The organism is Streptomyces sp. NPDC102270 (genome assembly GCF_044766405.1).
Taxonomy (GTDB): Bacteria; Actinomycetota; Actinomycetes; order Streptomycetales; family Streptomycetaceae; genus Streptomyces.
This window is the reverse complement of the sequence record NZ_JBIWLX010000015.1, coordinates 185,283-204,068: the sequence shown is the minus strand read 5'-3', so window position 1 is coordinate 204,068 and position 18,786 is coordinate 185,283. Positions and strand designations below refer to the sequence as shown.

Here is an 18,786-nt window from a genome sequence, read left to right as displayed (position 1 = left end):
CCTTCTCGGAATGCGGCCGGCACCGACGGCGGGGCCCTGTGGCCGGATGCGACGGTGGCACAGCCGCCCCGGCGCCTTCCTGACCGCCGCGTTCCGTGGCCGCCTCGGAGGCCGGACCGGGCCGTCGGCCATCCCGCTGTCATGCCCGCCGTCCCCCCGACCCGTACCGGGACCGTTGGCCGCGCTGTCACCGCCGCCGGTAGTGCTTCGGGAAACGTGGTGCTTTTCTGGGGGTGTGGCGCGGCTCGCGGGGAACCCGGCGGTCTGGTCATCGCCACGAGAGGAGCGACCACGATGGATCGTGAGCAAGCGCACGAGGAGTCCGTCTCCCTGGAGATCAGCGGAGGCAGCGCGGAGGACGCGCGGATCGTCTTCGACACGCTGGCCGCGTGTTTCGAGTCGGACCGGGGTGCGGACGACGTGCCGCAGCAGCTTCATGAGTCGCGGCCGATGGTGTGGCTGGGCACCTTCGAGGTGACCGAAACGCGTTCGTGTCCGCCGCCCGCGCCGCTGTCGTCCTCCGTCGAGATCGACGCGCAGGGCGGGTACTGGGCCATCGAGAAGCTTCGGAAGACGCTGGACTCGACGTTCACGGTGCGGGATCTTTCGTCCGCGTCGGGGGATCAGGAGCGGGAGCTGCACGTGCGGCTCGAGAGCCGGTGACGGACTTCCGGTACTCCACGGCGGCGCGGTGGGGGGGGGGGGGGGGGGGGGGGGGGCGGGCCCCCCCCCCCCGGGGGGGGGGGGGGCGGGGCCCGGGGGGGGCCCCCCCCCCCCACCCCGTGGTCAGCCCTGCCGCACCGGTACCACCACCATCTCCGCGACGTTGACGTTGGGCGGGGCCGCGCGGTCGCGAAGGTGACGGCCTCCGCGATGTCGTCCGCGTGCAGGGGCTGCACGGCGGTACGCGGACGGGACAGGGACGCCCGTGTCGGGGCGTCCCGCATGCCCCCGCCCAGTTCGGTGGTGGTGACCCCCGGCTCGATGTTCTTCACGCGCACTCCGCGCGGGCCCAGCTCGGCGCGGAGATCGCGCGTGAGATGGGCCACCGCCGCCTTGGTGGCGCAGTAGACGGACCAGTCGGGGAAGGGCAGATGCCCGCCCACGGAACCGGCGTGGACGAGGTCCGCCGGGCCGCCGCGGGAGGCCGCCGCGAGGAGATCGTCGGTGAAGGCGCGGGAGGTGTGCAGCAGACCTCGCAGGTTGACGTCGATCATGCGGTCCCACTCGTCGGTCGCGGCGCGCTCGAAGGGGGCGCCCAGCATGACGCCGGCGTTGGCCACGACCAGGTCGACGGTGCCGAGCGTCCCGGTGACGGCGGCGGCCGCCCGCGAGAGAGCCTCGGCGTCGGTCACGTCCACGGCGAAGGGCAGGACCGCTCCGCCGGCCGAGGAGCGCAGTTCGTCCGCCAGCGCCTTGAGGCGGTCCTCGCGGCGGCCCAGCAGTGCGACGCTCGCTCCGGCGGCGGCGAGGCGCCGTGCCGTGGCCGCGCCGATCCCGCTGGTGGCACCGGTGACGACCGCGACGCGGTGGGTGAGGTTCCAGGTGTGTGTCATGCCGTCAACGGTGGGACCGGCCCCGGCCTCGGACCAGGCCGCATCACCCCGAGGAGAACGGATCGTAGGAGTACCGCGGCCACCTTGCGTGCTCCCGTGGGCCCCTGCCCGGACCTAGGGTCGAGGGCATGGACAGTGACAACAGGCTCGGTCTCTTCCTGCGCGCCCGCCGCGCCCTCGTCCGGCCCGAGGACGCGGGGCTGCCTGCCGGAAACCGGCGCCGGGTGGCGGGCCTGCGCCGCGAAGAGGTGGCGGTGCTGGCCGGGGTCAGCACCGACTACTACGTACGCCTGGAGCAGGGACGTGAGCGGAATCCCTCTGCACAGGTGGTCGACGCGCCGGCACGAGCCCTGGGCCTGGAGGAGGACGCCGTCGAGCATCTGCACGGGCTGGCCCGTCCCGTCGCCGGCCGTTCCCGGGGCGGCCGGCGGCCCGAAGCGGTGAGCCCCGTGCTGCTGCGGATGATGGAGGGCTGGCACCGCACTCCGGCGGTGGTCCTGGACCGTCGCCTGACCGTGCTGGCCCACAACGTCCTCGGTGGGGCGCTGTTCGCCGGTCACACCCACAGCGGGGACCTGCTGCGGCTCGTCTTCCTCGATCCGGACGCGCGCGAGTTCTGTCCGACTGGGAGCCCGTGGCGGTGAACACCGTGGCCGCGCTGCGGGCCGCCGCCGGAACCGGTCACGAGGACCCGTGGCTGGTCACCACGGTCGGCGAACTGTCGCTGCGCAGCGAGGAGTTCCGCAGGCTCTGGGCCCGCCAGGACATCCGCCGCAAGACCCAGGAGAGCAAACGCTTCCGGCATCCGCTGGTCGGCGAACTCACCCTGGAATAGGAGTCGTTGACTGTCAACAGCGCCCCGGGCCAGCAACTGGTCGTCTGCCAGGCCGAACCCGGCAGCCCGTCCGAGCAGGCCCTCGCGCTGCTGGGGAGCCTGGCCGCGGCCGGGACCGAGAAGTCCCACGAGGCGAGCGGCAAGGACACGTACAGCTGAAGCCGCCGACGTGGCTCGGATCACCCCCGCCCGGTTGTGCAACTAGTTGCATAAAGGTGTCGCGGTCCTCTACAACAGAGGGGCACGAGACCGCGACGGAGGGGCCCGATGAGCCGTTACCCGCACTTGCTGAGCCCGCTCGACCTGGGCTTCACCACGCTGCCCAACCGCGTCCTGATGGGCTCCATGCACGTGGGCCTGGAGGAGGCCGAGCGCGGCTTCGAGCGCATGGCCGCCTTCTATGCGGAGCGGGCGCGCGGGGGAGTGGGCCTGATCGTCACCGGCGGCATCGCGCCCAACGACGAGGGCCGGCCCGGCGAGGGCGGCGCCAAGCTCACCACCGACGCGGAAGCCGAGCCGCACCGGCAGATCACCGAGGCCGTGCACCGCGAGGGCGGCCGGATCGCGATGCAGATCCTGCACTTCGGGCGGTACGCCTACCACCGGGACCTCGTCGCACCGAGCCCCCTCCAGGCGCCGATCAGCCCCTTCCCGCCCCGCGAACTCACCGATGCCGAGGTCGAGCGGACCATCGACGACTACGCCCGCGCGGCCCGCCTCGCCCGGCAGGCCGGCTACGACGGCGTGGAGATCATGGGCTCCGAGGGCTACCTCATCAACGAGTTCATCGCCGCGCAGACCAACCACCGCACCGACCGCTGGGGCGGCTCGTACGAGAACCGCATGCGCTTCCCCGTGGAGATCGTGCGGCGGGTGCGCGAGGCCGTCGGCGAGGACTTCATCATCGTCTACCGGCTGTCCATGCTGGACCTCGTCCCGGGCGGCTCGACGCTCGACGAGGTGATCACGCTCGCCAGGGCCGTCGAGGCCGCCGGGGCCACGATCATCAACACCGGCATCGGCTGGCACGAGGCGCGCATCCCCACCATCGCGACCTCGGTGCCGCGCGGCGCCTACACGTGGGTGACGAAGCGGCTCATGGGCGAGGTGTCGATCCCGCTCGTGACCACCAACCGCATCAACACCCCTGAACTGGCCGAGGAGTTGCTCGCCGACGGGTACGCGGACATGGTGTCGATGGCCCGCCCGATGCTCGCCGACCCGGAGTTCGTGAACAAGGCCGCCGAGGGCCGTCCCGAGGCCATCAACACCTGCATCGGCTGCAACCAGGCCTGCCTCGACCACACCTTCAGCGGGAAGATCACCTCCTGTCTGGTCAACCCGCGCGCCTGCCACGAGACCGAACTGGTGCTGTCCCCGACCAGGCTGCGCAAGCGGGTGGCGGTCGTCGGAGCCGGTCCGGCAGGGCTCGCCTGCGCTGTCTCCGCAGCCGAACGCGGCCACGAGGTCACCCTGTTCGACGCCGCGAGCGAGATCGGCGGCCAGCTCAACGTCGCCCGCAAGGTCCCCGGCAAGCAGGAGTTCGACGAGACCATCCGCTACTTCCGCCACCAGCTCGACGCCCACGGCGTGGACGTACGGCTCGACACCCCTGTGTCCTCGGGCGACTTGGACGCCTACGACGAGGTCGTCGTGGCCACCGGTGTCACCCCGCGCACTCCCGACATCCCGGGCGTCGACCACCCCAGCGTGGTCGGCTACCTCGACGTCCTGCGCGACGGCGCCCCCGTCGGCGACCGGGTGGCGATCCTCGGGGCCGGGGGCATCGGCTTCGACGTCGCCGAGTTCCTCACCGACGGCGGCGACAAGGCGCACGAGAACCCCGAGACGTACTTCCGTCAGTGGGGCGTCGACATGGACTACACGGCACCCGGCGGACTCGCGGCCCCCGAACGCCCGGCCCCGCCGCGCACCGTGCACCTTCTCCAGCGCAAGACCAGCAAGGTCGGCGCCGGGCTCGGCAAGACCACCGGCTGGATCCACCGCACCGAGCTCAAGCACCGGGGCGTCACCATGGTCCCGGGCGTGCGCTACGACCGTATCGACGACGCCGGACTGCATGTCACCGTCGGCGAGGAGAGCACGGTCCTGGAGGTCGACACCGTCGTGCTGTGCACCGGGCAGGAGCCGCGCCGGGGCCTGTACGAGGAACTCGTCGCCGCGGGCCGCAGCGCTCACCTGATCGGCGGCGCCGACGTGGCCGCCGAACTGGACGCCAAGCGGGCCATCAAGCAGGGCACCGAGGTCGCGGCCGCCCTCTGAGGCCCTTACGGGCGCCGTCCCTAGGATGACTCCATGTCACTCCCGCACGCGATCCTCACCGCACTGCTCGAAAGGCCGTCGGCGGGACTGGACCTGACCCGCCGGTTCGACAGGTCGATCGGCTACTTCTGGTCGGCCTCGCACCAGCAGATCTATCGCGAGCTGGGAAAACTGGAGGCCGAGGGGTACATCCGGGCCCTGCCCGCGGCCCAGCCGACCCGCGGGCAGAAGAAGAGCTACGAGGTCCTGCCCGCGGGCCGCGCCGAACTCGAACGCTGGACGGCCGCGGCGCAGGACCCCAAGCCGCACCGGGACGCCCTGCTGCTGCGGCTGCGCGCGGCCGCCGTCGTCGGCACGACGGGTCTGGAGGCCGACCTGCGCCGCCATCTCGACCTGCACCGGCGGCAGTTGGCCGAGTACGGGGAGATCGAGAAGCGCGACTTCCCACCCGGCAACGACAGCGCGCAGGCCAGGCTTCAGCACCTGGTCCTGCGCGCGGGCATCGAGCTGGAGACCTTCTGGACGCAGTGGCTCACCGAGGCACTGCGGGAGCTGGACGAACTCCCGGACGCCTGAAGGTTTTTCGGAGGCGACCGGCCCCCTGAAGGCGTTCAGAGGCGGTACGGCCGTGAGCGCCGACGCAGGAACCACCCCGCGGCCACGGCGCCGACCGCCACCAGGCCGCCGCCGGCCGCCAGCGTCAGGGTGCCGTAGTCCTCGGCGGCGCCGCCGAGACCGCCCATGACACCGCGGGACGGGGAGGCCGTGGCCGTCGCCGAGATCGTGGGCGTGGCGGACCCCGAGACGATGATCGACTGGGTGCCCGCCGTGCTGTTGTTGTGGGCGCACATCACGATGACGGTGTACGTCCCGGGGCTCACGCTCGACCAGGCTGCGGACTGCAGTGAGGTGGTCCCCGACAGGGCCACCTGCCGACCCTGGCTGAAGTTCGCCTGGCTGCTGGTGAGCAGCGAGGCGGTGCCCCAGCCGCCGTTGGGCGCGGTACGGGAGCAGGTCGGGGTCGTGACGGAGACCGTGGATCCGGAGGTGCTCACGGAGATGCCCGATGCCGCGGCGGCCGGCCCGGCGGTCAGGGCGAGCGGCAGCGCGGCGACGGCCGCGACGGTCAGGCCGGAGCGGAGAAGTAGCTGTTCAGTGCGCATGGACTGCCCTCCGGCGGCACGGTCGGCGGTACATCCGTGGCGCCGCCAGGTGGGGGAAGCCCGTGCTGCCTCAGGGACAGCCAATGTGCCCCCGGCCCGGCCCGCATGCGCTGCTGCGCCGGACAGGTGACGGATTGCTCCGTCCGGCGCAGACGCGAGCGGCCGTCATGGGAGCGGGGCGGGCGTCAGGGGGGAGGAGCGGCGCCCGTCGTCACGGACCGCTCCGCCGACAGCCCGCCCCAGGTGCCGTCGGGCAGCCGCGCGCGGATCCGCACCCGGTGCCCCTCCCCGGCCTCGCGCCCCAGATAGAAGCTGTACGTCGCCCTCCCGCGCGGAGGCGTCCCGCCGAACACGAGCGAGGTGGCCGCCCGGCCGTCCAGGAGGACCTGGTACTCCGTGACGACGCCGTCCGTCCGGGGCGGCAGCCAGGACAGGTCGAGGTCGTACGCGCCGTCGTCCCCCCGCCGGGTGGTCGCACGGAAGTCCGACGGTGCCGTGTCCCGGCCGTCGTCGCCGCCCGGAGTGGTCAGGCGGACGGTGTCCCCGGCCGGTGAGAGGTTGTCGGCCGCGTCCCGGGCCCGGACGGTGAAGGAGTAGCGGGTGCCCGGACGCAGCCCGGTGACCACGGCCGCCGTCTGATCGCCGCCCACGCTGTGGATCTTCGTGCTGCCCTGGTAGATGTCGTACGACACCACATCCCGGTCGTCCGCCGAGGCGGTCCAGCTCAGCTGGACGGCCCGGCTGCCCGCCGTCCGGCCCCGCAGCTCGCCGGGGCGGGTCGGGGCCGAGTGGTCCGCCGCCGCGGCTGCCGGAGTCGTCGCCCGCACCTCCCGGCTGGGCGGGCCGAGGCGCCCCTCGCTGTCGCGGGCCCGCACGGTGAAGGCGTACGGGGTCGCGGGCTCGAGCCTGGCGACGTCCACCATGTGCTGTGAACCGGGCACCTCCTCGACCTTTGTGGTGCCCCGATATACCTCGTAGCGCTCGATCCCCGTGCCGACGGCGTTCCACATCACGTGCACACTGGTCGCGCTGCCCGCGGCGGCCGTGACGCCCACCGGGGCGGCGGGCAGCCGGCCGCTCTCGCCGTCGTCCGGTCCGCCCCACCCGCAGGAGGCGACGAAGACAAGCGCGGCGCAGAGGCACAGGGGGACGGGAACGCCTCGCACGGCTCTGCCTCCCGGGAGGACACCACGACAATGGTCCGGACCAATATGACGCCGGGTGGCCGTCCGCATCAAGAGGGCGGACCGTGTGGGCCGGGCTCGGGAGAGTTCCGTATGCTGATGCCTTCACGGCCGAACTCGCCCCGAGGTGACCGGAGTTCGTGCCGGTGGCGCGGGCCGCTGTCGTCGCTGTCCCCGCGCCGTACGGGTGGCCGGGAGGCCGGGGTTCGTCGAGGGCTCGGGCCCCCGGCCCCTGCCCCGTCCGGCCCTTCTGCGGTGGCCGCTCGGCTGAAGCGGCATCAGATTGGGCTGAGTGCCCGTCAATGCCGTCGAGGAGAGGGCCCCTTATCGTGCGTGTCCAGTCGCTGACGCTGGCCGCGGCAAGCGCCGCTCTGCTCGCCCCGACGACGTCCCCCGCCATCGAGCACGCCGCCGCCCGGACCGAGCCGGTGGTGCGGCGCGAGGGGGCGGTCCTGGCCGCCGACCTCCTGGCCAGGGTGCGCACCTGCGAGCCCGTCTCACACGGCCGCTACCGCAGTGACGACGGCACGGCCGCGACCATCCCGGTCTGCGGCACCAGGGACGCCGTCTTCTGGAAGGCCGACATGGACATCGACTGCGACGGCCGGCCCGGCAGCCACTGCAACAGCCGCACCGACCCGCTGTTCTCCGACGCGACCGCCTTCCAGCAGTCCGACGGCCGCTATCTGAGCGCCGAGAGCCTGCCGTACATCGTGGTGCCGACGCCGAGCCAGATCTGGGACTACCGCGAGCACGGGGTACGCGGCGGCGCGGTCGCGGCCGTCGTGTACGGGGACCGGGTGCAGTACGCGGTCGTCGGGGACGTGGGGCCGGGCCAGATCATCGGCGAGGCGTCCTACGCCACCGCGAAGGCCCTCGGGATCCGTCCCGATCCGCGCGGCGGCGGCACGCCCTCCGGCGTCACCTACATCGTCTTCAGGAACACGCAGGTGAAACCGATCGAGGACCATGCCGCCGCCGTCGCGACGGGGGAGCGGCTGGCGAAGCAGTTCGTCCAGGACAAGCCGCTCCCGCCGCGTCACACCTTGCGGTAGCTGTACGCCTCCGCGGCCGCCGCCTCCACCGCAGCGAGGTCCGCTCCGGTGGCCGCCGTGACGACCGCGGCCACCGCTCCCTCGACGAACGGGGCGTCCACCAGCCGGGTGCCCTCCGGGAGTTCGTCACCCTCCGCCAGCAGCGCCTTGACCGTGAGCACCGCACTCCCGAGGTCGGTCAGGACGGCGATCCCGGCGCCCCGGTCCACGGCGGCGGCCGCGCCCGCGATCAGCTCCGCACTCGTACCGAGTCCGCCGCCCTCGGTCCCCCCGGCCGCGGCGACGGGCACCCCCGTGCCACCGCCCGCGAGGGCCTTCGCCAGTTCCGCCACGGACGCGGCGACCTCCGCGCTGTGTGACACCAGGACGATCCCGACCAGCTTCGCGTCACTCACCTGCGGCCTCCTCGAGCGCGGCGATCAGCAGGGCCGCCGAGGTCGCGCCCGGGTCCTGGTGCCCGATGCTGCGCTCGCCGAGATAACTTGCCCTGCCCTTGCGGGCCTGCAACGGCGTGGTCGCCAGGGCCCCTTGCTCGGCGGCCGCCCGCGCCGCGGCGAAACCGGTACCGAGCGCGTCGACGGCCGGCACCAGCGTGTCGATCATGGTCTTGTCGCCCGGGGCGGCCCCGCCCAGCGTCATGACCGCCTCCACCCCGGCCCGCAGCGCCTCGGCGAGCTGCTCGGCACTGACCTCGCCGGCGTCCCCGAGCGCCTTGCCGGTCCGCCGCAGCAGGGTCCCGTACAGGGGTCCTGAAGCACCGCCGACCGTCGAGATCAACCGGCTTCCGGCGAGGGTGAGGACCGCGCCCGGGGTGTCCGGGGCCTCCTTCTCCAGGGTCGCGGTCACCGCGGTGAACCCGCGCTGGAGGTTGCTGCCGTGGTCGGCGTCACCGATGGGGGAGTCGAGGGCGGTCAGGTGCTCCGCCTCCCGGTCCACGGAGGCGGCGGTCGCCGTCATCCAACGGCGGAAGAAGTCGGCGTCGAGCACTGGATCTCCTTGCGTGGTCGGTACGTTGATCTCCTGCTCACACTCCCCAGCGCAGCCCCGGCGTCCGCACCGGCGCGTCCCACAGGCGCAGCAGCTCCTCGTCCACCTGGCACAGGGTGACCGAGGCGCCGGCCATGTCGAGCGAGGTGACGTAGTTGCCGACCAGGGTGCGGGCGACGGCGACCCCGCGATCGGCCAGCACCCGCTGCACCTCGGCGTTGAAGCCGTACAGCTCCAGGAGCGGGGTGGCTCCCATGCCGTTGACCAGGACGAGCACGGGATTGCGTGGGCTCATGTCGTCCAGGATGGCGTGCACCGAGAAGTCGGCGATCTCCCGGGAGGTCATCATCGCCCGCCGCTCCCGGCCGGGCTCGCCGTGGATGCCGACCCCCAGCTCCAGCTCGCCGGCCGGCAGGTCGAAGGTGGGGCTGCCCTTGGCGGGCGTGGTGCACGCGCTGAGCGCGACGCCGAAACTCCGGGAGTTCTCGTTGACCTGCCGGGCTATCGCCTCCACCCGCTCGAGCGACTGCCCCTCCTCCGCCGCGGCCCCCGCGATCTTCTCCACGAACAGCGTGGCGCCGGTGCCCCGCCGGCCTGCCGTGTAGAGGCTGTCGGTCACCGCCACATCATCGTTGACCAGGACCTTCGCGACCTGGATGCCCTCGTCCTCGGCGAGCTCGGCCGCCATGTCGAAGTTGAGCACGTCACCCGTGTAGTTCTTCACGATGAACAGCACACCGGCCCCACTGTCCACGGCGGCCGCCGCCCGCACCATCTGATCGGGCACCGGGGAGGTGAACACCTCGCCCGGGCAGGCCGCGGAGAGCATGCCGGGTCCGACGAATCCGCCGTGCAGCGGCTCGTGCCCGGAGCCACCGCCGGAGATCAGGGCGACCTTCCCGGCAACGGGGGCGTCCCGCCGTACGATCACCCGGTTCTCGACATCCACGGTCAACTCCGGATGGGCGGCCGCCATACCGCGCAGGGCGTCCGCGACCACGGACTCCGGAACGTTGATCAGCATCTTCATGGGTATCTCCTGGTGATATTCAGGCTGCGAGTGCTGCTTTCGGCAGTATCGACCTTGCGGCACCGGAGGTCACGCCGGGAGAGGTTCCTCCGTGCCGGTGACGGCCTGCGGCCGGCTGGGCCCGGCGCGCTTCAGCCCGACTGCGGCACGTCGGCCAGTGAGGGTCTGATCATGTGGGACGCGGTGAGAAGGGCGCCGTGGACGGCCGAGGACGCCGCCCGTCCGATGTAGCGATCGCTGTCCCGAGGCCATGCGTCACGCTCTTGGTGGATCAGAAGAGAAACCGCTCCGTGCACACCGGCACACAGCACTCTGGCCGTTTCGGTCCTGCTCGTCACAGGAACCCCGGCATCAGCACAGGCCGCGACCTTGTCCCGGAAATAGCGGAAGCACTCGTCCTCGTTCCGGCGGCTGGCCTGGGTGGCCTCACCGGACATCACCAGCCGGTACTGGGCAGGATGACGAAGTCCGAATGCGATGTAGGCGACACAGGTTTCGTACAGCGCCGTCACGGGGTCCGGGACGTCCCGGGAGACCGCTTCCAGCTCGGTGAACAGTGAGCTCCACACCCGCAGACACGCCGCGTGGACGAGTTCGCGCTTCGAGGCGAAGTGGAGGTAGACGGCCGGCGGGCTGACTCCCGCACGGGTCGCCACCGCTCGAATCGTCACAGCTTCGGCGCCTCCGTCTTCCAGCAGCTGATCGGCGATGTCGAGAAGCCGGGTTCGGAGCAGGCCGCCCTGGCCTTTGGCGGCGCGCACTCGGGAACCGGTCACGGACACGGGTGCGTGACCGGGCATCAGGATGTCTTCGGTGTGACGGTGGTGACCACCTGGGTCACCCGCACGCACAGTTCGCCCTCGGCATCGTGAATGTCGACCTCGATGACGGTGTTGCGTCCCAGCCGCAACGGACGAGCTGTCGCGACGACGCTCGTGCGTGCCGGCCGCAGAAAATGCGTGCTCGACTCGACGGTGGCCGGTGCGGCGCCGGCTGGACCGTTGAGCGCGGCGCAAACGGCGGCACACACGTCGGCGAGCCCCATCAACGCCCCTCCGTGGAGCCCGCCGCCCATCGTGGAGAGGGAATGGTCGTGCGCCAGTCGGGCCTGCACACCGGCTGCCGTCATTTCCTCGAACTCGACCCCGAGCGTCTTGGCGTACGGCGCGAGCGCATAGACGTCATCGGCCTCAAGTGCGACCACGGGCCACTCCTCTCCTGGTTAACGACGATAAGTTATCGTCGTTAACCAGGATCGTCAACGACGAACCCCCGAGTTGCATCGAGAGAACGGAGAAACAGAGGTGGACGTCTTCGTCATCGGCATCACCGGCGGCATCGGTGGTCTGCTCGCGCGGAAACTGCTCTCTCGGGGAGACACCGTCCACGGACTGGTTCGCCGGGAGGACCAGCAGGCCGAACTCGCATCGCTGGGCGTGCACACCCGAGTGGGCGACCTTTCCGGCATGACCGTGGAGGAACTCGCGACAGCGTTCGGTGACGTCGACGTGATCGTCTTCAGTGCCGGATCGAACGGCGGCGGCAGGGAGGTCACGACGGCCGTCGACGGTGAGGGGGTCGTCAAAGCGATCGAGGCGGCACGTCTCGCCGGGGTGGAACGCTTCGTGCTGGTGTCGGTGCTTCCGGAATCATGGCGGGAACGCGACCTCCCGGACGAGGTCGAGTACTACTTCGCCGTGAAGAAGGGTGCGGACATCGCGGTCAGCCGCAGTGATCTGAATTGGCTGATCCTCCGTCCATCACTCCTTCTCGACGGCCCGGGAACCGGCACCGTCTCCCTCGGGCCGGCGGAGTTCCACGGCCAGATCGCTCGCGCCGACGTCGCCGCCACCCTCGCTGAACTGCTCCATGAACCCCGGATCGGCCGGCAGATCCTCGAACTCGACTCGGGATCGACACCCATCGAAGAGGCGGTCCAGGCAAACGTCCGCTCGTGAGGCCGCCGGCCGCAGGCGTGGCGGAGAGTGCCGCGTGGCCCTCACGGCGTGAGCAGTTCCCGGCCCAGCCAGTCGGCAGCGTCGCGGACACCGGGCAGCGCGAAGAAGTAGCCGCCACCGGTCGGGGAGATGTAGTCGACGAGGGGTTCGTCGATCAGACGGGTCTGGGTGGCCTCGAACTGGCGCCGCACGTCCTGCTGGTAGCAGCAGAAGACCAGGCCCATGTCCAGGTTGCCGACGTCGTCGATGCCGCGGTCGTAGTTGTAACCCCGGCGCAGAATGCGGGAGTTGTCGGTCGCGGCGGTGCGCGGATTCGCGAGGCGGATGTGCGCGTCGAGGGGGATGGCGGTGCCGTGCGGGTCCTTGGCGTAGTGCGGGACGTCGGTCTCCTTGGCACCGTCGAGCGGGGCGCCGGTGTCCTTGCGGCGGCCGAACATCTGCTCCTGCTCGGTCAGCGATACCCGGTCCCAGAACTCGACGAGCATCCGGATGACACGGATGACCTGGTAGGAGCCGCCGCGCGCCCAGGCCGGCTCGCCCTGTTCGTCGCCCGCCCATACGAGCTGGTTCATCTCGCGGGCCGACGTCACCTCCGGGTTGGCGATGCCGTCCTTGAAGCCGAGGAGGTTGCGCTGGGCACCGCTGGGGCGGGGGACGTTCTGGAAACCGTCGATGCGCCACCTGATCTGCATCGCGCCTCGGGTGTGCTTGGCGATGTCGCGCAGTGCGTGCAGCACCGTGTCCTGGCGGGCGGCGCAGAGCTGAAGGGACAGATCGCCGTGGCACGCGGCCGGATCGAGGTTGTCGTTGGGGAAGGTGCGCATCGGGGTGAGCCGGCGCGGCTTCGCCTTCGCCAGGCCGTAGCGGTCGTCGAACAGCGAGGCTCCCACCCCCACGGTGACGGTGAGGGCGTCGGCGGGGACGTCCGGGCCGAGGATGCCGTTGTCGGAGGGCGGGGCACCGACGCCCAGGTCGGCGGGGGTGCCGCCCGCGGTCAGAAAACGGGCACGAGCTGTCAACGTCCGCAGCAGCTCGGCCAGTTGTGCGCGGTCGTCGGCGATGACGTCGAAGGAGACGAAGGTGGCCGCGGCCGGTGCGGGGGTGAGGATGCCCGCCTGGTGGACGCCGTGGAAAGGCACCTTCGCGGTGCCGGCGGCGTCCGCGGCCTGTGCTTCGGCCGTGCCCCCGCTCGCGCTCAGGGCGAAGGCGCCGCCGGCCAGTGCCGCGCCCGCGGCCGAGGCGCCGAGGGCCGTTCGCACGAAGGAGCGGCGACCGGCCCCCGCGGGGCAGCCTGATGCTCCTGATGCTTCGGTCGACGGCATGGGGTGGTTCCCTCCGGGATGCTGGTGTTGCTGGTCGTCGTTCTTCACGCGGACTTCCTGATCTCCAGCAGGTCCGGCACCGGCGCGAGATCCTCCAGCAGTTGCCCGGTGGCCCCGTCCAACCGGGCCCGCGCGCTCGCGTCGAGACGGGAGACCGGGGTCCAACTCCCGCCGGGGTGCGCGGAGTCGAGCAGCTTCTGAAGCCGGGCGATGTCCGTGTCGACGGTGGGCAGCAGATGCGGGGCGCGGCCGGTCAGCAACGGCCGCAGGACGGTGAGAAGTTCGCGGGTGCCGGCGAGATTCGCGTCGGCGGTGGCGAGTTCGGTGCCGCTGCCCTGGTCGGCGTCGCCGGTCAGCTCGAACTGGAGGGTGTTCTCCAGGATCTCGTGGGCGCGCAGGGGCAGGTCTCCGGGGTCGAAGTCCTGGGCGGGGAACGCCTTGCGCAGTGCGGCGGCGTCGGCGGCGAGCTGCCGGGCGGGCGCAACCAGTTCACGCGCCGACTCGCCGTGCCACAGGCCGTACTCGATCCGGTGGAAGCCGGAGAAGTCCTTGTCGTGCACACCGCCGGGGAGTCCGTCGGGCCTGCCGTCGATCTTCTGGTCGTAGTCCTGGAAGGTGCCGTAGGCGGCGCCGAGCGAGGCGTAGGTGCGGTGTGCTGTCAGCCAGTCGGTGCGGGCCGCCCCGAGACGGCCGGCCTCGACGTCGTCGCTGAGCCGTCCGGTCTGTGTGACGAGGGTGGCCAGGCCCCGGTCGACGTACGCCGTGTACGACGTGAGCGGCGCGGCCAGATCGGCGGCGGAGACCGGGACGACCGCCGCCGTGGACCCACCGCCGCCCGTGACCCGTACCGCGCGCGAGGTGACCGCCTTGCCGGTGCTGGGCACACAGCGCCAGGCGTACGTGCCGCCCGCGACGGTCGCCGCCAGATCGCGGGTGGTGCCGGGAGCGAGGCCCTCGACCTCGCCGTAGACCGCGCCGGTGCCCGGGTCGATGAGGTACACCTCGGAGGTCTTGTCGCCGGTGTTGTGCATCCGGAACGTCCGTCGCCCGGGCTTCGGCGCGGTGAAGCCCTGGCCGCAGTCCGTCTCGGACACGGCCACGGTCTGGGCACCGGCGGGACGGGAACCGCCGAGGGTGACCGCGACTCCCGCCAGCGCGGCGGGTACGGCGACGACCGCGACCGGAACCACCCACACGGGGCGGCGGCGCACGGGCGCCGGACTGGCCGGCTCGGCCTCCCGTGCCTTCGGGGCCGGTTGCGTCGTCCGGGCCGGCGAGCTGCGCAGGAACAGCGGCATCACGACCATGAGATAACCGGCGTACCCGGCCACCTGGAGCCAGGTCATGGTCGGCGTCAGGTTCAACACGCCCTGCACGAGGGTGCTGTACCAGGCTCCCGCGTCGATGCTGCCGCCGAGATCCACGGCGTACGACGTCCCGCCGGGGAGCACTCCGCCTTCCTGGAGGTCGCGCAGACCGTAGCCCAGCACACCGGCCGCGATCACGATGAGGACGGCGCCGGTCGCGGTGAAGAACCTTGTCAGGTCGATGTGCAGGACACGGCGGTACAGCCCCCAGCACAGGGCCGCCGCGAGGAGCAGGCCGATCCCGGCACCGGTCAGGGGGCCCGCGGACTCGCCGGCCGCGCGGGCCGTGGTCCACAGGAACAGCGCGGTCTCCAGGCCCTCGCGGCCCACGGCCAGGAACGAGGTGACGATCAGCATGCCCGCGCCCATGCCCAGCGCCCCGGTGACCTTCGCCCGGATCTCGCCTGAGAAGGTGCGCGCCGAGCGGCGCATCCAGAACACCATCGCGGTGACGAACCCGACGGCCACCACGCTCAGCGCACCGCCGAACGCCTCCTGGGCGGTGGCGGACAGCGATGCGGCGGTGAAGGTCAGCACGGCACCGAAGCTCAGGGCGAGGGAGATCGCGGCCAGAACTCCCGTCCACACCTGCGGCAGCCGGGCCCGGGCACCGGAGCGCACCAGTGTGGCGATGAGAACGGAGACGATCAGCCCGGCCTCCAGGCCCTCCCTCAGTCCGATGAGGAAGCTCGGAAACGCGTCGTCCCACATGGGTGCTGGGCCCCTCCACGACAGTCGCTCTCGGCCTGCCGTGGACGCTGGTTAGCGTAGGCACGCCTTACTTACGCCGACCATCATGGGTGCAGGTGGGCAGCTATCCGGTCATGGATCAGCAGTTATCCGGTCATCTCCCTGCCATGGGGCAGTAAAGATCGCCTCCTGTCGACCGTGCGGAGCGGGCGGAGGCGTCAGCCCCGCAGTGGATTGGCGCGGGCCGTGGCCAGGAGGTACCAGGCGGTGGCGCCGGTGTGCCGATAGGGGTAGTAGCCGAACCCGAAACCGGTGTCGAGCGGGCTGCTCGCCGAGACGACCCCGGAGCGGGTCGGGAGGGCCGTGCCGCCTACGGTCTGGGCGTCGCCGAGGCGATCCTGGGCGCGCTCGATCGAGCCGAGCAGGCGGCGGGCGCGCTTCTCGTCCCCGGCATGTCCCCGGTGGCGCAGTGCGAGCGCGAGGTGGGCGGTGCCCTCGAACCAGACGCCGTTGCGGTCCGGCCTGGGCTGGCCGTCGGAGATGGGGGCACCCTCGTTCGCCAGCAGGCTCGCGGAGCTGAAGGTGACGCCCTCGTAGGACTGCCCGGCGGGAACGGTGCTGTTGGGACGCTCGGCCGTGTCCCGTACGGCCAGCTCCGCCGCGGCCCAGTCGAGGGAGCGGGAGTGGGCCGGGGAGGTGAGGGCGAGGTGGGTCCAGGTCTGGGTGTCCTCCGGGATCGGGGACTTGTTGATCGTCACGCCGTCGTTGGTGCCGGTGTAGAAGTAGCCCCCCGAGGGCTCCCACATCTTCTCGACGAAGGCCCTGGCACGCGCGCGACGCTCCCGCCAGACCTTGTCCCCGGTCAGCCGGGCAAGCCGCCCGAACAGGCCGACCAGGTCGGTGTTGTGCTCGGTCGAGGTGAACGGCAGCTTCTGGTCGGCCCCGTCGACCCCGAACTTGTAGCCGCCGAGCGGCTCGTCGGTCCGTCCCACCCGCTCGATCCACTCGCCGATCCGCACCGCGCCGGCGAGGAAGCGCCGCTCACCGGTGCGCCCGGCGAGGGCGCTGAGCGCGATACCGGCCCACGCCATGTCGCCCACGGCGGTCCCGGTGAAGCCGAACTGCGTACCGACGTTGGCAGTGCCGTCCGCCTTGACGAACCCGTCCGGCTGCGGGGAGCCGTCGTAGAAGGTGTACGGCCCGACGTTGTAGGCCTGCCGCAGCCGGCCGTCGTCGTACACGGGGTCGTGGGCCTGGGCGTACAACAGCGCGTCACCGAGGGCCACGGCCCGCGACTCGCCCGCGGGGGACGCGAGATGGGCCAGGACCGCGAGGGCGTTGTCGTACGTGAACGCCGTGCTGAACAGTCCCGCCTGGTCCGTGTAGCTCTGGGTGAGCCGGATGGTGCCGTGGTCCGGGTAGGCGTCCATGGCGGCGGCCAGGAAGGCCTGCGCACGGCGGGGGGCAGAGACCCCGGGCGCCGTGGACGTCCCTTGGGCCGCCTGCGCGGTGCCGGTGCCGGTCGCGGCGAAAGCCGCGACTCCGAGGCCGGTCCGGATGAGCGTGCGGCGGCTGAGGGGCGGACGGGGGCTGCCGATCATGGGTCTCCTCGAAAGGTACGGGCTGCCGGGATGTTCTGAGAGCGCTCTCAAAGAGGCGGGATCATTCTGCTGTCGTGCCGAAGGCGGGTCAACGTCTGGGGTTGGAACAGTAGTTGGCCGCCTCGACGGCGAGGCGGTCGGGGAGCACGTCCGTGAAGCAGGCGTGCGTGCGCCGGACGCGGGAGATCCACCGTGCCCTCGGCCGAACGGCGGAGGGGCGCCGCGCGCCCGGCGCCGCTTCCTGGCCGAAGGACGGATGTCGTGCGTGAGGGGCGATCAAGAGAATGGATCAGTGGTCGGCGCCGGCTGCTGTCGCGTGGGCGGCACCCCGTGGGGCCGGGCGGCGCGGGTCGTGTACTCGGCGCGGCGTCCGTCGAGGTGGCCGCGGGGCGGTGTCGGGGAGCGACGGGAGTGGGGGAGGCGGGGAGAGCTGACGGGATGGGGTGTGGGGGCGGTTCTGGGGGTGCGGCTTGGTCGGTGGGAGGGATGCCGGTCTACCGCTTCCGCCACGACGAGCGCCCCCTGCAAGAGGCAGAGGGCGCCTTCGTGCTGTGCGGGTTCGTCATGGCGCTCGCCGAACACCAGCAGGGCCGGACCGTCGAGGCGTACCGCTGGTTCGAACGCAACCGGGGCGCCTGCGGGGCCTCGGGGCTGTACGCCGAGGGGTTCGACATCGCCCAGCGTCAGCTGCGCGGCAACCTCCCGCAGGCCTTCGTGCACGCGGTGATGCTGGAGGCGGCCGCCCGGCTCGGTGAGTGAGCGGGCGCCCGCCTCCAGCAGTTCGGGCGCTGTTCCGGACGGTTACAGCAAAGCCGGATGTGTGTCATGACCGGTGCCGTGGCCGTGGACGTCAGCCGCCTCCCGGACCGCCGCTGCCGAACGAGCCGCTGCTGCCGTCGTCCCAGCGAGGGCGTTCGTGCCCCGGACTCGTCCGGGTCGGACTGTTGCCGTGCTGGGGCATTTCGTGCGGGGTCAGGCGGGTGTCGCTCCTGGGCACCTCGTCGGGTTCCCGGTGCTCCCTGACCTCACGGACCGGCCCGCTCTCGGGCAGCCTCGGCTGTTCGTCGGGAGTCGGCGGGCGCGACTCGCGGCGCTTGACGCGGGCACCCAGCCAGAAGGCGCCGATCAGCACCGCCACGACCACCACACCCGCCGCGATCACTCCGGCAGCGAGGCCGCCCCGGCCCGCGGCCAGATCCATCCATTCGGTGTTCAGGGCTTGGTTCATGCGGCGCGAGTACCCCTGGTCCGGCGAGCGAATCGACCCGCCCGGGGGATGCCCGGGGGACGCCCGGGGGACGCAAACCCCTGGGAACTCCGGGTTTGGCGGCCCGGACCCCGGCTACCCGCCTGTTGTGACGACTTCGACTTCTCAGCAGGAGCTGTTCCGGTTCCTGGAGGACCGCTTCGCGTGTGCCCAGGCGTGCACCGAGTGCGCACGGGCCTGTGCGCTGCGCGCGAGCCTGGTCGATCCGGACGGGACCGAGGAACAGGAACTACTCCGACGCAAGGGCATCATGTGCGCCGAGGTGTGCGACGCGACCTGCCGGGTCCTGTCCGAGGAGAACCACCTCGACGAGGCCGGCATCCGCGTCCAGTTGGAATGGTGCAGGTCGGTCTGTCTGGAGTGCGCGCAGGTCCTGGACCGGCATGCCGGCAACGAGGACGCCGCCAAGGCGTGCCGCGAGTGCGCCCAGGCGTGCACGGACTTCATGGCGACCCTCGTCTGACCGTTCCCAATTTCTGGAACACGTT

Annotated in this window: 18 protein-coding genes and 2 pseudogenes; 8 read left to right on the top strand and 12 right to left on the bottom strand. The window is 71.9% G+C overall.

What is annotated here, in order from left to right; translation table 11 throughout:
• Positions 1–294 precede the first annotated feature (294 nt).
• The gene (locus tag ACIRP7_RS30855) at positions 295–663 is read left to right on the top strand and encodes a hypothetical protein (RefSeq protein ID WP_403665851.1); all 369 of its coding nucleotides are present in this window, start codon (positions 295–297) and stop codon (positions 661–663) included.
• Here ACIRP7_RS30855 and ACIRP7_RS30850 read toward each other — a convergent pair.
• Positions 624–1,556, bottom strand: coding sequence for an SDR family oxidoreductase (locus ACIRP7_RS30850; RefSeq protein ID WP_403665849.1), 933 nt, complete (start codon positions 1,554–1,556; stop codon positions 624–626). The genes ACIRP7_RS30855 and ACIRP7_RS30850 overlap by 40 nt on opposite strands.
• 128 nt (positions 1,557–1,684) lie before the next feature.
• Between ACIRP7_RS30850 and ACIRP7_RS30845 the strand changes: the two are divergent.
• From ACIRP7_RS30845 to ACIRP7_RS30835, 3 genes and pseudogenes are all read left to right on the top strand, one after another.
• Positions 1,685–2,550, top strand: a pseudogene (locus tag ACIRP7_RS30845) (helix-turn-helix transcriptional regulator).
• Between the two features lie 108 nt (positions 2,551–2,658).
• Positions 2,659–4,674, top strand: coding sequence for an FAD-dependent oxidoreductase (locus ACIRP7_RS30840; protein WP_403665847.1), 2,016 nt, complete (start codon positions 2,659–2,661; stop codon positions 4,672–4,674).
• A 33-nt stretch (positions 4,675–4,707) separates the two neighbouring features.
• Complete coding sequence (locus tag ACIRP7_RS30835; protein WP_403665845.1) at positions 4,708–5,250, top strand: PadR family transcriptional regulator; 543 nt, start codon at positions 4,708–4,710, stop codon at positions 5,248–5,250.
• A gap of 35 nt (positions 5,251–5,285) precedes the next feature.
• Here ACIRP7_RS30835 and ACIRP7_RS30830 read toward each other — a convergent pair whose 3' ends face one another.
• Positions 5,286–5,837: a hypothetical protein gene (locus tag ACIRP7_RS30830; protein ID WP_403665843.1), complete on the bottom strand. Its 552-nt coding sequence runs from the start codon at positions 5,835–5,837 to the stop codon at positions 5,286–5,288.
• 185 nt (positions 5,838–6,022) lie between these two features.
• Positions 6,023–7,003: a fibronectin type III domain-containing protein gene (locus ACIRP7_RS30825; RefSeq protein ID WP_403665841.1), complete on the bottom strand. Its 981-nt coding sequence runs from the start codon at positions 7,001–7,003 to the stop codon at positions 6,023–6,025.
• A gap of 347 nt (positions 7,004–7,350) precedes the next feature.
• Here ACIRP7_RS30825 and ACIRP7_RS30820 point away from each other — a divergent pair, with 347 nt between their 5' ends.
• Positions 7,351–8,076, top strand: a complete 726-nt coding sequence (locus tag ACIRP7_RS30820; RefSeq protein ID WP_403665839.1) for a glycoside hydrolase family 75 protein — start codon at positions 7,351–7,353, stop codon at positions 8,074–8,076.
• On the opposite strand, the gene ACIRP7_RS30815 is transcribed toward ACIRP7_RS30820, so the two are convergent.
• The 5 genes from ACIRP7_RS30815 to ACIRP7_RS30795 form a co-directional block, all read right to left on the bottom strand.
• Positions 8,061–8,471 (bottom strand): PTS-dependent dihydroxyacetone kinase phosphotransferase subunit DhaM, encoded by a 411-nt coding sequence (locus tag ACIRP7_RS30815; protein ID WP_403665837.1) that lies wholly within the window; start codon positions 8,469–8,471, stop codon positions 8,061–8,063. The two genes, ACIRP7_RS30820 and ACIRP7_RS30815, sit on opposite strands and share 16 nt — an antisense overlap.
• Positions 8,464–9,063, bottom strand: coding sequence for a dihydroxyacetone kinase subunit DhaL (dhaL, locus tag ACIRP7_RS30810; RefSeq protein ID WP_403665835.1), 600 nt, complete (start codon positions 9,061–9,063; stop codon positions 8,464–8,466). The genes ACIRP7_RS30815 and dhaL overlap by 8 nt, the downstream gene beginning before the upstream one ends.
• Before the next feature lie 37 nt (positions 9,064–9,100).
• Positions 9,101–10,093: a dihydroxyacetone kinase subunit DhaK gene (dhaK, locus tag ACIRP7_RS30805; RefSeq protein ID WP_352386144.1), complete on the bottom strand. Its 993-nt coding sequence runs from the start codon at positions 10,091–10,093 to the stop codon at positions 9,101–9,103.
• Between the two features lie 131 nt (positions 10,094–10,224).
• Complete coding sequence (locus tag ACIRP7_RS30800) at positions 10,225–10,893, bottom strand: TetR/AcrR family transcriptional regulator (RefSeq protein ID WP_403665833.1); 669 nt, start codon at positions 10,891–10,893, stop codon at positions 10,225–10,227.
• A complete protein-coding gene (locus ACIRP7_RS30795) occupies positions 10,893–11,297 on the bottom strand; it encodes a PaaI family thioesterase (RefSeq protein WP_403665831.1) in 405 nt (134 codons plus the stop codon). Before ACIRP7_RS30795 ends, ACIRP7_RS30800 begins: the two co-directional genes overlap by 1 nt.
• 100 nt (positions 11,298–11,397) lie before the next feature.
• Here ACIRP7_RS30795 and ACIRP7_RS30790 point away from each other — a divergent pair, with 100 nt between their 5' ends.
• On the top strand, positions 11,398–12,051 hold the full coding sequence (locus ACIRP7_RS30790) for an NAD(P)H-binding protein (RefSeq protein ID WP_403665829.1): 654 nt from the start codon (positions 11,398–11,400) through the stop codon (positions 12,049–12,051).
• A 41-nt stretch (positions 12,052–12,092) separates the two neighbouring features.
• On the opposite strand, the gene efeB is transcribed toward ACIRP7_RS30790, so the two are convergent.
• The 3 genes from efeB to ACIRP7_RS30775 form a co-directional block, all read right to left on the bottom strand.
• A complete protein-coding gene (gene efeB, locus ACIRP7_RS30785; protein WP_403665827.1) occupies positions 12,093–13,373 on the bottom strand; it encodes an iron uptake transporter deferrochelatase/peroxidase subunit in 1,281 nt (426 codons plus the stop codon).
• A gap of 44 nt (positions 13,374–13,417) precedes the next feature.
• Positions 13,418–15,451, bottom strand: a complete 2,034-nt coding sequence (gene efeU / locus ACIRP7_RS30780; RefSeq protein ID WP_403665825.1) for an iron uptake transporter permease EfeU — start codon at positions 15,449–15,451, stop codon at positions 13,418–13,420.
• Between the two features lie 197 nt (positions 15,452–15,648).
• Positions 15,649–17,031, bottom strand: coding sequence for a Tat pathway signal sequence domain protein (locus ACIRP7_RS30775; protein WP_403665823.1), 1,383 nt, complete (start codon positions 17,029–17,031; stop codon positions 15,649–15,651).
• A gap of 492 nt (positions 17,032–17,523) precedes the next feature.
• Here ACIRP7_RS30775 and ACIRP7_RS30770 point away from each other — a divergent pair.
• A pseudogene (locus ACIRP7_RS30770) lies at positions 17,524–17,790 on the top strand (glycoside hydrolase family 15 protein); the annotation flags it as partial.
• Positions 17,791–17,881: 91 nt separating this feature from the next.
• Here ACIRP7_RS30770 and ACIRP7_RS30765 read toward each other — a convergent pair.
• On the bottom strand, positions 17,882–18,259 hold the full coding sequence (locus tag ACIRP7_RS30765) for a DUF6479 family protein (protein WP_403665821.1): 378 nt from the start codon (positions 18,257–18,259) through the stop codon (positions 17,882–17,884).
• A 127-nt stretch (positions 18,260–18,386) separates the two neighbouring features.
• On the opposite strand from ACIRP7_RS30765, the gene ACIRP7_RS30760 reads away from it, so the two are divergent.
• Positions 18,387–18,761 (top strand): ferredoxin, encoded by a 375-nt coding sequence (locus ACIRP7_RS30760; protein WP_403665819.1) that lies wholly within the window; start codon positions 18,387–18,389, stop codon positions 18,759–18,761.
• Positions 18,762–18,786: the final 25 nt, after the last annotated feature.

Excerpts from the sequence above, each read along its gene's own strand:
- ACIRP7_RS30830 (WP_403665843.1), bottom strand. The coding sequence starts at position 5,837 with ATGCGCACTGAACAGCTACTTCTCCGCTCCGGCCTGACCGTCGCGGCC.
- ACIRP7_RS30840 (WP_403665847.1), top strand. The coding sequence starts at position 2,659 with ATGAGCCGTTACCCGCACTTGCTGAGCCCGCTCGACCTGGGCTTCACC.
- ACIRP7_RS30835 (WP_403665845.1), top strand. The coding sequence starts at position 4,708 with ATGTCACTCCCGCACGCGATCCTCACCGCACTGCTCGAAAGGCCGTCG.
- dhaK (WP_352386144.1), bottom strand. The coding sequence starts at position 10,093 with ATGAAGATGCTGATCAACGTTCCGGAGTCCGTGGTCGCGGACGCCCTG.
- ACIRP7_RS30800 (WP_403665833.1), bottom strand. The coding sequence starts at position 10,893 with ATGCCCGGTCACGCACCCGTGTCCGTGACCGGTTCCCGAGTGCGCGCC.
- ACIRP7_RS30765 (WP_403665821.1), bottom strand. The coding sequence starts at position 18,259 with ATGAACCAAGCCCTGAACACCGAATGGATGGATCTGGCCGCGGGCCGG.
- ACIRP7_RS30775 (WP_403665823.1), bottom strand. The coding sequence starts at position 17,031 with ATGATCGGCAGCCCCCGTCCGCCCCTCAGCCGCCGCACGCTCATCCGG.
- efeU (WP_403665825.1), bottom strand. The coding sequence starts at position 15,451 with ATGTGGGACGACGCGTTTCCGAGCTTCCTCATCGGACTGAGGGAGGGC.
- ACIRP7_RS30850 (WP_403665849.1), bottom strand. The coding sequence starts at position 1,556 with ATGACACACACCTGGAACCTCACCCACCGCGTCGCGGTCGTCACCGGT.
- ACIRP7_RS30855 (WP_403665851.1), top strand. The coding sequence starts at position 295 with ATGGATCGTGAGCAAGCGCACGAGGAGTCCGTCTCCCTGGAGATCAGC.
- efeB (WP_403665827.1), bottom strand. The coding sequence starts at position 13,373 with ATGCCGTCGACCGAAGCATCAGGAGCATCAGGCTGCCCCGCGGGGGCC.